Here is an 11,943-nt window from a genome sequence, read left to right on the forward strand (position 1 = left end):
TTGAGAACCAATCAATCATCGTCACGATCCCAAGTCAATACCGTTCGATCAGATCCGATCAGAAACGATCCAGACTCGCTCTCGTCGGACGACGAGTGGCACATAGTACGATCAAATCCCGACCGACTCGTTCACAAGGAGAGGACCGCGTGGTATCTGGCGACGACTCCCGGACGGCGACCGAAGGCCGGCGGACCATGTTCGCCGCCGAGCGCCGGCAGCGCATCCTCGAGCTGATGCACGCCAACGGCGCGGTCTCGCTGCGGGACATCGCCCAGGCCGTGCAGTCCTCCGAGGTGACCGTCCGACGCGACCTACGCATCCTGGAAGCCGACGGACTACTCAACCGCCATCACGGCGGCGCCACCCTGCCCGGCGCGCTGGCCACCCTGCCCGGCGCACTGTCCCGGGAGCCGACGTACGCCCAGAAGGCCCAGGTCGCCGCCGCCGAGAAGGCCGCCATCGCCGAGCTCGCGGCATCCCTCGTCGCCGACGGCGACGCCATCGTCGTCGGCGCGGGCACCACCACCCAACTCTTCGCCCACCAGCTCACCCGGCACTCCGAACTCGCCGTCGTGACCAATTCGCTCCTGGTGGCCCAGGCGCTGGCCAACGCGCCGCGAGTCGAGGTCGTGCTCACCGGCGGCACGCTGCGCGGGGCCATCCTCGCCCTGGTCGGCAGCGCCGCCGAACGCTCGCTCGCCGGCCTGCGCGTGCGCCGGGCCTTCATCTCCGGCAACGGCCTCACCGCCGAGCGCGGCGTCTCCACCCCGAACATGCAGGTCGCCAGCGTCGACCGGGCCCTCGCCGCGGCAGCGGAGGAGATCGTCGTACTCGCCGACCACACCAAGATCGGCGTCGACACCATGGTGCAGACCGTCCCCACGGACGAGATCGACCACCTCGTGACCGACGACGCCGCCTCCCGCGACGTGCTCGACGAACTCGCCAACCGGGCGGTCCGGCTACACCTTGCCCGTCCCTGACCTCTTTACCTTTCCACCCGCCGTACGCAATCATTCGCCTCAGCCGGCTCACCGGCCGCTGCGAGGAGGCACCGTGGCAGGCAGGAGCACCTTGATCGAAGCCGCGGGCGTGGTCCGCGAGTTCCCCGCCACCCGCGCGCTCGACCACGTCTCGTTCACACTCGGCCAGAGCGAGGTGCATGCCGTCGTCGGCGAGAACGGCGCCGGCAAGTCGACACTGGTAAAGGTGCTCTGCGGCATCGACCGGCCGGACGCCGGGGTGCTTCGACTGCACGGTGTCCCCGTGTCGTTCTCCTCGCCGCGCGATGCCGAACGCGCCGGGATAGGCGCCGTGCACCAGGAGACCAATCTCATCCCCCAGATGAGCGTCGCCCGCAACCTGTTCCTCGGCCGCGAACCACGCCATCGGTTCGGCCTCATCGACGTCGCGGCGATGAACCTCCGAGCCGGCGCCGTCATGGCCCGCTGTGGCCTGCGGATCGACGTGCGGCAGCCCGTCGAGTCGTTCGACCCCGGGACCCGACAGCTGATCGCCGTGGCCCGCGCGGTCATCACCGGCACTTCGGTGGTCGTCCTCGACGAGCCCACCGCCGGCTTGGACGACGACCAGGTCGAACCGCTGCTCGCCATGCTCGACTCGCTGCGCAACCACGGCCGCTCGATCGTCTACGTCAGCCACCGCCTGGCCGACATCGAGCGGATCTGCGACCGGGTCACCGTGCTGCGCGACGGCCGGCTGGTGCACACCGGCCCGCTCGCCGGCCTCGACCGGATGCGGCTCGTGGCGCTGATGCTCGGCCGGCCGCTGGCGCCCGGAACGACCCCGCCCGAAGCCGTGGCCACCGAGCCCGCCGACCCGCCGATCCTGCAGGCCACCGGTCTCACCCGCCGACACGTGCTCGGCGGCGTGTCGATCAACCTCCGGCCAGGCGAGGTGGTGGGCCTCAGCGGGCTGCTCGGCGCCGGCCGAAGCGAGACGGCGAAGGCGATCGCCGGCGCCCTGCCGCTGGACGCCGGACAGGTGACCGTCTCCGGCTCCCGCCTGCGCCGGCGCTCGATCGCCGGCGCCGTCCGCGCCGGCGTCGCGCTGCTGCCGAGCAACCGTACGACCGAGGGCGTCATCGCCCCGCTGTCGGTACGCGACAACATCGCACTGGCCGCGCTACCCCGGCTCTCCCGCGCCGGCATCGTCTCCCAGGCCCGTCTCGACCGGATCGTCGAGACCTTCATGCGCCGGCTCCGGATCAAGGCGACCAGCCCGCACCAACCGGTCGGGGAACTCTCCGGCGGCAACCAGCAGAAGGTGATGCTGGCCCGCTGGCTCGCCACCCAACCACGAGTGCTCATGCTCGACGAGCCCACCCGCGGCATCGACATCGGCGCCAAGTCCGAGGTGCAGAACCTCATCGACGACCTCGCGGTGGACGGCCTGGCGGTTCTACTGATCTCCTCCGACCTGGAGGAACTCGTCGGTTCCTGCGACCGCGTCCTGGTCCTGCGCGACGGCGCCGTCGCGGGGCAACTGTCCGGCCCGGACGTCGCCGAGAAGAACATCCTGGCGCTGCTCGCGGCACGATGACCGCCGCCCCACCACACCCGCCTCCGGGCGGGGGACTCACTCCACGATCGGGGCGCCGGTTCCGGCCTCGCTTCAGCTCGAAGAACCCGTCAGCACGGTCAGCTCGGCGAGCCGATCAGACGGTTCCAGGACGGGGATGTCGGGCCGCATCCGGATCGTCTGGGCGATCACCGCGTCGCGGGCGTCGGTCTTGTTCTCCCTGGCGAACGCAGCGGCCATGTGGAACGCGACGGTGCCGGAGACGTAGCGAACCTGGACCTGGCGCCGCCACAGCAAAGTCAGCAGCAGCGCCGACAGGCCGGTGGTGACATCCACCGCCCAGCAGACCGCACGGCCGTGCGTCGACACGTACCTGCGATCCTCCAGGGCGCAGCCAGCGTGGCCAGCGCCGAAGCGGTGGGACCCGCCGATCCGGACCGCCGCGGTCAGCGATCGGCACACGTTGTGATGAGCACCAGCGGCAGAAGCAGGACGGCCACCAGGAGGAACACCCGCAGACGGAGCGCGCGTACGTCGATGGCCCGCCTGACCCGTACCCCGAATGTCGAGGCGGCGGATGTCCCGCTGACCGCCGGCGCCAGGGCCGCGCGTCGACGCAGCAGTTGTTCGCTGTCCCCGGCTAAGGGATACGGCGTCGGATGGGACGAAACGGCCGTGGGTGTCACGGTGGAGGTGACCATGGTTGAACGCCCCTCAACGGGCTGGTGGCGGCGAGACTGGCGGCCACCGGGGACCCAGGCGACACCGTCACCGTACGCCGTCACCTCCCCGACCGACACCCCTGGGAGCCGCGCTCTCGGAAGCCGACTCGGCTGCCGAGCCGGTCGTCAGCCGGGCCGGTTGGCGACCGGTCCCGGCGCGAGCTGCTCGGAGCCGTCGACGATCGCCTGGGACAGTTCGGACAGTCGCCGGTTACGGCTGCGGGCGCCGTCACGCAGGATCGCGAAGGCTTGGCCCACGTCCACCTGTAGGCGTTCGGCGAGAACACCCTTGGCCTGTTCGATGAGGACACGGCTGTTCAGGGCGGTCTGCAGCTGTTCGGTGAGGATGTCGCGCCGGTGGATGGCGCGGTGTTGCAGCAGTCCGATGGTGGCCACGTCGGCGAGCGCCTGACCGATGCGGAGCTTGTCCTCGTCGAGGGCCCCCGGCCGGACGTCGAAGAGGTTCAGCGCGCCGATGACCTCGGAGCGCAGGCGCATGGGCAGGGCATGCACCGCGGCGAAGCCGACCTCGGCCGCGGCAGCGGTGAACCCCGACCATCGGGCAGTGGTCAGGGTCAGGTCGGCGACCGACACCGGTTGGCCGGTACGGAGGCAGTCGAGGCAGGGCCCCTGGTCGGTCTGGAGCTGAAACAGCTCCAGCAGTCGGGTGCGTTCGGAGGAGGCGGCGACCACCTGCAGCGTGTCCCGCTGGTCGGTCAGGAGCAGCCCGGCCGCCGACACACCCAGCAGCTCGACACACCTCTCGGTCAGCACGTGCAGGAACTCGATCACGTCGAAGTCGTCGACGAGAGTGTCGGCCATCTCCACGAGAACGTCGGCCAGCAAGGTCCCGGCCATGTCAATCACCTCGTCAATCAGTGGTTCCACCGGTCGCCCGACGGGATGGTCCTAACGCGCGCCGTCCCGGCGCCGATCCCCTTGTTCACACATTTCGGTCACCAGGTGTCCCGGCGGGTCCGAGACGCAGGCGCCGGGCGACGATGTCAGCCGCCACTTCCCGGAGGCGCCGGTCCTGGGAGTACGCGTAGGCGCGTAACCGGATGAGCGCCACCGCCGCGGTCACCTCCAACTGGACCATGATCATGCCGGTCGCCTGGTGCACCTCGGGGTGTTGCGGGCCGGCTCGCTCGGACGACTCATCATCCAGGTCCACCCCGCGGCGCGTCGCGTCGTCCAGCAGCACCGCGCATGCCGTGTCCGCAAGGACCAGCGCGTCGGCCAGTTGCTCCGCCCCGAGGTCACCGGCGCGGGCCCGGTAGAGGTCAAGGACACCGAGGCGGATCCCGCCCACCCGTAGTGGCAACGCGAACACCGCACCGGCCCCGGCGAGCACCGCGGCCGGCGCGAACACCGGCCAGCGGTTCCGGCACTCCGGCACGGTCAGATCGGCGACCAGGACAGGTCCACCGGTGGTCGCGTCCACGCACGGCCCCTCACCGAGGGTCAGGGTCAGGTCTTCCAGCTCCGACGCGGCCCGGTCCGTGGCGTACACCAGCTCGCGCGGCGTGGCGTCGAGGGTCACCGCGACGGCGGCGGAGTCGACGCCCGCGACCGACACCGCCGCCGCGCAGACATGATCGACCGCGACGGCGCCACCCCGGGCGGCATCGACGAGAACAGCCCACAGCCGCAGCCGACGATCGGCGGTCATCGGATCGCCGCACCCGGGTGGTCCTTGCCCACTGCTGACTCCGACCCGGATCAGTCGAACGGACGCACTGCCGTACCGCGCCGAGGTCCCGGGCGACGGTCACAACGTACTCCCGCATGACGCCGCGGCGACCGGCGGCCTACCGGACTGCGACGGCTCCGACGGCTGACGAGCCGGTCGCGGAAGCGTACGCTTGCAGTGTCGCTCGGGACCCCGGTGGCTGACAGTTCGCCGCTGGCGGACGCACCCCACCGATCGAGGTCACCGTGCTGGCCACCCGCCGCACCGCATCCACCGGTCAGGTCGCCGGATCTCCGTCGCTTTCCCGGCCAGGCACCTCCCTCGCACCGGCACGTCGGACCGCGACAGGCCGTCGCAGGCCCGCCATCATCCAGGCCCGCCAGCGCACCACGGCGTCCAGGCGCGCCAGATCTTCATCGGAAGGCGGCGGTTCGTGATGACCGCACCCCGGAACAGTCATGTTCGATTCCTCCCGCTAGACGGCCACGGCGGCACCGATGCCTCTCGTGCGATGCCGCGGGGGCCGTTGAAGCGCTCACGGGTCGGAGGCGTGTGGATCGCTGCCGTGGTGTTCGCGTTCGTGCTCCTGCTGTTACCTGCTGGTGGTGCCGCCCGCCACGCCACGGGCGGCAGCCGAGTGGGCGATGGTGACCGCCGCCGACCCGACCAACCTCAGGCGCGCGCCCGACATCCTGGCCAGCGCACCGGTTGGGCCCCGGGCCGCGGCGGCGATCGGCTCCGACGCGTACGCGGTGTGGGACAACGTGGGTGGCAGCACCCCTCCGACCGGCGGCTGCCGCGTCAGTGACCTCTGCACAACCCCTCCCCGGACCGGAGTGCCCTCATGAACGCTCTGCAGACAGTCATCGCGATCGCGATCGTGGCGATCGGCGTCATCGGTCTCGGCACCGCCGCCCGAGCGGTGCGGGTCGTCCAGCAGTACGAGCGCGGTGTGGTGTTCCGTTTCGGTCGGGTGCGCGACGGTAGCCGTGGCCCGGGCCTCACCCTGATCGTCCCCGGGGTCGACCGGCTGGCAAGGTCAACCTTCAGATCACCACCATGAGCGTGCCCGCTCAGGACGGCATCACCCGCGACAACGTCTCCGTACGCGTCGAAGCGGTCGTGTGCTTCCGCGTCGTCGACCCGGTAAAGGCGCTGGTGAACGTGCAGAACTACCTGTACGCCGTCTCCCAGGTCGCGCAGACCTCGCTGCGCGCGGTGATCGGCCGCGCCGGCCTGCCCGCGGACCATGGACCATCTCGAATCTCAACTCGCCGCCGCCGACGTCGTGCTCACCGACGACGTGCTCGACCAGATCGACCAGATCGTGGCGCCCGGCATCACCCTCGACCCCGCCGGCAACGGCTGGGGCAGCCCGTCACCGCAACCCGCCGCCCGCCACTGAACCCGTCCTTCTGCAGGAGCATCCGATGGAACTCGCCAAGCAGACCAACACCAGCAAGGCACCGGACGACTGTTTCACCGGCGACGTCTGGCGGGATGTCATCCACGCCGACCAGGGACCATCCCGGATGCGCGTCAACCCGGCCCGCTTTGCACCCGTGCGCTGCCGCCGGGTCGACGGAAGCGGGGGTACCCTGACGGTCCTGTAGTTCACATCCGCCGTGTCGGGTGTGACGAATCGGCGTCGAGCAACGGCGTTGGTCCCGGCTCCGCCCCGGCGGGGTCCGTGCAGCGGCCCGCGACGCGCGGGCTGCCACCCGCGCGCCCACCTCGGTTCCGGTTTCACGACGGGCGCGCCGGCCGTGAGGACCTGATGCCATGACCCACCCACCGACGGACCCCGCCGACGCCTTCGCCGAACTCAGCGGCATCAATCTCGGCGAGGTCGGCCTCGACGACGTCCTGCAACACGTCGCCGAACTCGCCAAACGCGTCCTGCCCACACCGGTTGAGGTCTGGGTCACGCTCGTCCGTGGCGGGACCGGGCACACCGCGGTGTCCACCCATGACCTGGCCCGCGGCATGAACGAGCGGCAGTACGCCCAGGGGCGCGGTCCCTGCCTGGACGCCGCCGCCAGCGGCGACATCCTGCCGGTACCCGACCTCGCGGCCGAGGACCGCTGGCCCGACTGGACCGAACGCGGATTGGAGACGGGAGTGGGCAGTTACATGTCGATCGGCCTGCCGATACAGGAGGCGGCCGTCGGCGCACTCAACGTCTACGCCCGCACACCGCACGCCTTCGACGACGACACCATCACGGTCCTGGAGACCTTCGCCGCGTACGCCGCCGTCGCCCTGGCCAACGCGCGCCTCTATGACAGCACCACCACGCTGGCCCGGCAGATGCAGGAGGCGATGGCCGGCCGCGTAGCCATCGAGCAGGCCAAGGGCATCATCATGGCCGAACGCCACTGCACCCCCACCGAGGCCTTCGCGATCCTGACCAAGGTGTCACAGGACTCCAACCGCAAGGTCCGCGACGCGGCAAAGGCCCTCGTCGACCGGGCAGCCCGAAGATCATCAACGTCCTGATCCTGTCCGGCTTCCAGGGCCCTCACCCCTGATCAAGAATCCCGCTGAAGGGGCGGCAACGGCGACACCCCGAAGGGAAGGAATTCTCCGGCCATCCGGCAGGCGGTACGCCAACCCGACGCAGGAGACAAAGGCCTTCTTTGCCGTATCGACTCCGCTACTCCTCTAAAATGGCCCGCGTCCCCCACCGCAAACTTCTAACCAGTCCTGAAGTTCCGAGGTCAGGAGGGGGGAGCCCGATGACGGCCGACCGAGCAGTAGGGCTGGCCCGGGAGGACGAGGGACCGCAGCGGGCAACCCTGCTGGAACTGTTTCTCGATCTGGTCTTCGTCGCCGCGCTCGCCGTGACGTCACGAATCCTCGCGCAGCGTCTCGACTGGGTCGGGGTTTTCCAGACCGTGGTGCTGTTGTTGGCGATCTGGTGGGTCTGGTCCGTCACCGCGCTGGTGACCGACCTCTACCACGCGCAGCGGCCTCCCATCTTCGTCATGACGCTCTGGGTCATGCTCGGAACCCTCCTGATGGCTGGCACGCTGCCCGACGCCTTCTCCGACCATGCCCTGGTCTTCGCGGGCGCATACGTGGCGATCCACCTGGGACGTGGCATCTTCCTCGTCGCCACGCTGCGCGACCGGGCGGCGCACCTGCACCCCAGCCGATTCGTCTTCTGGTTCCTCGTGTCCGCCGTACCATGGCTCGCCGGCGGCCTCGTGGCAGGACCAACGCGGGGCCTGCTGTGGACCGCGGCGCTCGCCATCGACTACGGATCAGCCTGGCTCCGCTACCCCACGCCCCGGCTCGGGCGGATACCCACTTCCCAGTACACGGTGGCAGCCGACCACCTGGCGGAGCGCTACCAGCAATTCTTCACCCTCGCCCTCGGCGATCTCATTCTCCTCACCACCCTGGCCTATGCCGACAACGACACGACACTCGGCCGCACAGCGGCGCTCCTGCTGGCCTTCGCCGCCACCGTGCTTCTGTGGCAGATCTACGTCCACCGCGCCGGCGCCCTGCTCAAGGCCACCATCGAATCCTCCCGAGATCCGGGCGGATTCGTGCGGGCCGCACCCAACACCCATCTGCTCATGGTCGCTGGCGTCGTCGCCGCCTCCGCCGGCTTCGAAGTCGTCATCACCCACCCCACCGACCACACCACACCCTGGCTGGCCGCCGTCATGCTCGGCGGCCCCGCGTTGTTCCTGGCCGGACGAGCCCGCTTCGAGTACGAGGTGTTCAGCCGCGTATCACCGTCCCGGCTGGTCGCGCTGCTCATGCTGATCGTCGCCGGCCCCCCTCTGGTGCTCGCCCCCGCACTGGTGGCCGGGCTCACAGCCACCCTCGTCCTGGCAGGAGTTGCCATCGCGGACAGCATCCGAGCCCGCGGGAACCCACCCGAGCAACCAAGCCCGTCCATGTAACGGTTCACGCGGAACCACTCGAACAACGACCCATCAGAAGTCGGGTCCTCGGCTGATCTTCACCAGGCGATCACAGCAACACCTGCCCGTGACCGGCACACGCAGGCAGGAAACGAAAAACCGCAGGTCATCGGCCTGCGGAGACGGGCGGAGCAGCGTGTTAGGAGTCCTCCATGTGACTCCGGGTGATCTTGGCGGGCAGGGTGGTACGGCCGGCGGAACCGGGGTCGCGTCGGCGGGGTACATGCTGGTTCAGGCTGCGCTGCCCACCACTGTCGGCGGTCGGGTAAAGGCCTTGCGGTCGCGGTGGCCTTCACCAATTGCTCCGCAGCGGCCTCGTCCAACGGGGCCACCACGACCTCGGCCAGGCCGCGCCGGTCGACCAGGCGGAGGAGGCGGTAGCGGCCTTGAAGGCAGCGGCGCGGTCGTTCCTTCTCGACCATCCAGCCTGAGCGGCTATCGCTACGGCGACGCGCTTCAGGATGACGAATGCCCCGAATCCTTGACCGCCAGGCATTACACGCGGCCTCGTGAGCTGGCATGAGGCGAGCGCTGAGCTGCAAAGAGGGTCCTACACCGTCCTCCACAGCCCGTGGGCGTCCGTCACGGTCGTCACTCGGTTAGTCACCCATCCGCGACGCCGGGAACGACCTCGTGCACATGGCCTCGACATCGCGTAGCCCTTCATCCTCCTCGTAGATGCAGGCCGCGCAGATGGAAAGGTCCCGATCGCCCGGCCTCGGGTGAGCCTGCGGCACATGCCCGCACTCGGGGCAGGGCCGAACGTCCTCGCTGGTCACGTAGCGATCCTTGCAGGTGTGCACGCTGGGCTTGGGGATCGGATTGATCTACACGTTGAGTAACCGCATTGACTGGTAGAGGAATACGGAGCGTTCGGGTTACGGCCGGCGCGATGCCGGGGTTGGGTCGTGTTGGCCTCTGCATCGGACACGGATCGGGCACGCGATCGAGGGCGGCCGTCGCCCGGGTGAGAGGCTGCATGCGTGGGGCTGAACAAGGAACTAGCAGCGCGGCTTGCCGATGCACGTCTCGCTGAATGGCGACGCGTCGGCTATGGCGAGTGGCGCGCGATGCTCGACGACAAGGACATGCGCCAGGTCGTCGGCGAGGATGGCAAGCGGTACAGCGTGGTCAGCTACGCCCTTGATGATGGCGATGGGCGTGTCCGCATGAGGGTGGCCGTGGATGACGGGGGCTGGTCGGCGTTCGTGCCGCTGGTGCGCGACGAGATCATGAAGCCGGATGGCACGTTCGTCGAGTGACCTCTTCTGTGTGAACGAATGATCAGCCGTCGATGAGCTGGGCGAGCAGCGGGGCTTACCTGCGCGAACGGTCCACCATTGTCCGTGGGCGTCCGGCGTCGGTCGCCTCGGTCGTCACCCAGTTGGTCACCCAGCCCGGGTGCCGGACATTGAAGCGGGACCAAGAGACGCTACCCCCACCACCAGCGAGGTTGTTCGCTGGTTGCGACGATTCACGGCATGATCAGAGGAAATGGACGGTGCCTAGAGCCGAGGAGAGACCGTGGAACGCGTGACGGGCATCGGCGGGGTCTTCTTCCGCGCCCACGACCCCGACCGAATCAACCACTGGTACGCCACCCACCTTGGGGTTGACCTGGCACCAGAGTCCTACGACGTGTCCTCCTGGTGGCAGAAGCCCGGACCAACCGTCCTGGCGGCCATGCCGGCGGACTCCGAGCACTTCGGCGGTCCTGAACACTCCTGGTCGCTCAACTTCCGCGTCATCGACCTGGACGCAATGGTCACCCAGCTGCGGGGTGCGGGTATCGACGTCGAGGTGGACCCCGAGGAATACCCGAACGGCAGGTTCGCCAGCCTACGAGATCCAGAGGGCAACGTAGTCCAGCTCTGGGAGCCCGCAGGTGCCGACAGCCGCGGACCCGCCTGAGCGCACTGTCAGCTTGGTAGGTGCCTAACCTCAGCTTGGGAATCGGATTGATCTACACCATGAACAGCCGTGCCAGCTGGTAGGTAGCCACGGAGCGTTCAGGCTGAGGCCACCGATGTGCCGCTGTTGGCCGGTCTTGTCCTCTGCATCGGGCACGAATCGGGCACGCACTTAGTCGCTGAGCTGCCGGCGGGCCTCCCGCTCCATCATCGCGTTGAAGCGTTCATCACGTTCCCCCGCCGGCCGACGGGCGGTGTAGACGACCGTATACCCGTCCGGGTCGGTTAGCCGGAGGTCGCGAGTGTTCCACGGCGTGTCGGATGGTCCGTCCACAACGCCACCGCCATGCATCCGGGCGCGCTCGCCAATCGTATCCAACTGCTCGGCGGTGGCCATGAAGCTCGTGGTCCATTCACCGCCAACCGGCGGCACTCCCTTGCGCACCAGAATGTCCTGGTACCGCGAGCGGCGAAGATGGACCAGTGCCGGCACGCCGTCGGGACCGGGCATCGTAAAGAGCGAAATGAAATCAAGCCCGTTGACGTACCAGTCGACGGTGCGGTCAAGATCCGCAACCGTCAGCGTGACGAACGCGGGCATGCCGTAGATGTCACGCGTGACTTCGGGTGTGATGTCGTCCATGCAGCCGACCGTAAAGGCTGACGTAACGGAAGACTCAAGCACGTCGTTCAGATGTTGAAGCGGAACTCGGAGCCGCGATCGGCTCACCTCCCATGATCTGGCGTGGCCGGTCGGCCCGGCTGATGCCGGCCGAAGGCCGCCAGCAAGCCGGGGCCGGGCCGGCGAGTTGGTCACCCCACCCCAAGCGTCAGGCATCGTGACCATCGGTCATCTGTCGACTATGGTCTGACGGGGTGAATTGGACACCGATCCTTCAAACTGTGGCACCCCTCGCATTCGGCTGGCTACTCTCCGAAATGGGTGCTGGCTATCGCGGTTACCGAGGCCGGAAGATCCGCCTGCAAGATCGTGCCGACGAGTTTGAAGCGGGCGTGTTACGGGATGTCATGGCTGCACTAATCCGAAAATGACCGTGCCGAGACGGGCGGCAGCATCCCGGCGTAGCGCAGCGGAGCCGGGATGGGGGTTGTTGGTGTGGTTATGCGGCGGG

12 protein-coding genes and 3 pseudogenes are annotated in these 11,943 nt (G+C 68.8%); 10 read left to right on the plus strand and 5 right to left on the minus strand.

Translation table 11 applies throughout. The annotated features are described in order from the left end of the window. Positions 1-149: 149 nt before the first annotated feature. Together AB0H57_RS21770 and AB0H57_RS21775 are read left to right on the plus strand one after the other, a co-directional pair. Positions 150-986, plus strand: coding sequence for a DeoR/GlpR family DNA-binding transcription regulator (locus tag AB0H57_RS21770; RefSeq protein ID WP_357509151.1), 837 nt, complete (start codon positions 150-152; stop codon positions 984-986). Between the two features lie 73 nt (positions 987-1,059). Beyond that, positions 1,060-2,565, plus strand: coding sequence for a sugar ABC transporter ATP-binding protein (locus AB0H57_RS21775; RefSeq protein ID WP_357509153.1), 1,506 nt, complete (start codon positions 1,060-1,062; stop codon positions 2,563-2,565). 72 nt (positions 2,566-2,637) lie between these two features. Here the strand turns inward: AB0H57_RS21775 and AB0H57_RS21780 are convergent, their stop codons facing one another. From AB0H57_RS21780 to AB0H57_RS21795, 4 genes are all read right to left on the minus strand, one after another. Next, positions 2,638-3,006 carry a transposase gene (locus AB0H57_RS21780; protein ID WP_357509155.1) on the minus strand — a complete coding sequence of 123 codons (369 nt, stop codon included), beginning with the start codon at positions 3,004-3,006 and terminating at the stop codon, positions 2,638-2,640. After that, complete coding sequence (locus tag AB0H57_RS21785; protein WP_357509157.1) at positions 2,991-3,245, minus strand: hypothetical protein; 255 nt, start codon at positions 3,243-3,245, stop codon at positions 2,991-2,993. Before AB0H57_RS21785 ends, AB0H57_RS21780 begins: the two co-directional genes overlap by 16 nt. A 147-nt stretch (positions 3,246-3,392) precedes the next feature. Then, positions 3,393-4,124, minus strand: coding sequence for a GAF and ANTAR domain-containing protein (locus AB0H57_RS21790; protein ID WP_357509159.1), 732 nt, complete (start codon positions 4,122-4,124; stop codon positions 3,393-3,395). 85 nt (positions 4,125-4,209) lie between these two features. Next, positions 4,210-4,938 carry a GAF and ANTAR domain-containing protein gene (locus AB0H57_RS21795; protein ID WP_357509161.1) on the minus strand — a complete coding sequence of 243 codons (729 nt, stop codon included), beginning with the start codon at positions 4,936-4,938 and terminating at the stop codon, positions 4,210-4,212. A gap of 865 nt (positions 4,939-5,803) precedes the next feature. Between AB0H57_RS21795 and AB0H57_RS21800 the strand changes: the two genes are divergently transcribed. From AB0H57_RS21800 to AB0H57_RS21835, 8 genes and pseudogenes are all read left to right on the plus strand, one after another. Then, positions 5,804-6,022, plus strand: a complete 219-nt coding sequence (locus AB0H57_RS21800) for a hypothetical protein (protein WP_357509163.1) — start codon at positions 5,804-5,806, stop codon at positions 6,020-6,022. Beyond that, positions 6,019-6,132: pseudogene (locus AB0H57_RS21805) on the plus strand (slipin family protein); the annotation flags it as partial. The gene AB0H57_RS21800 and the pseudogene AB0H57_RS21805, both read left to right, overlap by 4 nt. 67 nt (positions 6,133-6,199) lie before the next feature. Further along, positions 6,200-6,364, plus strand: a pseudogene (locus AB0H57_RS21810) (aldo/keto reductase); the annotation flags it as partial. A 25-nt stretch (positions 6,365-6,389) separates the two neighbouring features. Further along, entirely contained in the window at positions 6,390-6,572 is a 183-nt protein-coding gene (locus AB0H57_RS21815) for a hypothetical protein (protein WP_357509174.1), read from the plus strand. A gap of 169 nt (positions 6,573-6,741) precedes the next feature. After that, a complete protein-coding gene (locus AB0H57_RS21820; RefSeq protein ID WP_357509164.1) occupies positions 6,742-7,458 on the plus strand; it encodes a GAF and ANTAR domain-containing protein in 717 nt (238 codons plus the stop codon). A gap of 239 nt (positions 7,459-7,697) precedes the next feature. Beyond that, positions 7,698-8,879: a low temperature requirement protein A gene (locus tag AB0H57_RS21825; protein ID WP_357509166.1), complete on the plus strand. Its 1,182-nt coding sequence runs from the start codon at positions 7,698-7,700 to the stop codon at positions 8,877-8,879. A gap of 954 nt (positions 8,880-9,833) precedes the next feature. Continuing rightward, positions 9,834-10,162: pseudogene (locus AB0H57_RS21830) on the plus strand (hypothetical protein). A 262-nt stretch (positions 10,163-10,424) separates the two neighbouring features. Next, a complete protein-coding gene (locus AB0H57_RS21835) occupies positions 10,425-10,811 on the plus strand; it encodes a VOC family protein (protein ID WP_357509168.1) in 387 nt (128 codons plus the stop codon). A 171-nt stretch (positions 10,812-10,982) separates the two neighbouring features. Here the strand turns inward: AB0H57_RS21835 and AB0H57_RS21840 are convergent, their stop codons facing one another. Beyond that, complete coding sequence (locus tag AB0H57_RS21840; protein ID WP_357509170.1) at positions 10,983-11,453, minus strand: VOC family protein; 471 nt, start codon at positions 11,451-11,453, stop codon at positions 10,983-10,985. Positions 11,454-11,943: the final 490 nt, after the last annotated feature.

It is taken from the genome of Micromonospora sp. NPDC050686 (genome assembly GCF_040654475.1).
Taxonomy (GTDB): Bacteria; Actinomycetota; Actinomycetes; order Mycobacteriales; family Micromonosporaceae; genus Micromonospora.

Excerpts from the sequence above, each read along its gene's own strand:
- AB0H57_RS21785 (WP_357509157.1), bottom strand. The coding sequence starts at position 3,245 with ATGGTCACCTCCACCGTGACACCCACGGCCGTTTCGTCCCATCCGACG.
- AB0H57_RS21790 (WP_357509159.1), bottom strand. The coding sequence starts at position 4,124 with ATGGCCGGGACCTTGCTGGCCGACGTTCTCGTGGAGATGGCCGACACT.
- AB0H57_RS21795 (WP_357509161.1), bottom strand. The coding sequence starts at position 4,938 with ATGACCGCCGATCGTCGGCTGCGGCTGTGGGCTGTTCTCGTCGATGCC.
- AB0H57_RS21800 (WP_357509163.1), top strand. The coding sequence starts at position 5,804 with ATGAACGCTCTGCAGACAGTCATCGCGATCGCGATCGTGGCGATCGGC.
- AB0H57_RS21815 (WP_357509174.1), top strand. The coding sequence starts at position 6,390 with ATGGAACTCGCCAAGCAGACCAACACCAGCAAGGCACCGGACGACTGT.
- AB0H57_RS21820 (WP_357509164.1), top strand. The coding sequence starts at position 6,742 with ATGACCCACCCACCGACGGACCCCGCCGACGCCTTCGCCGAACTCAGC.
- AB0H57_RS21825 (WP_357509166.1), top strand. The coding sequence starts at position 7,698 with ATGACGGCCGACCGAGCAGTAGGGCTGGCCCGGGAGGACGAGGGACCG.
- AB0H57_RS21840 (WP_357509170.1), bottom strand. The coding sequence starts at position 11,453 with ATGGACGACATCACACCCGAAGTCACGCGTGACATCTACGGCATGCCC.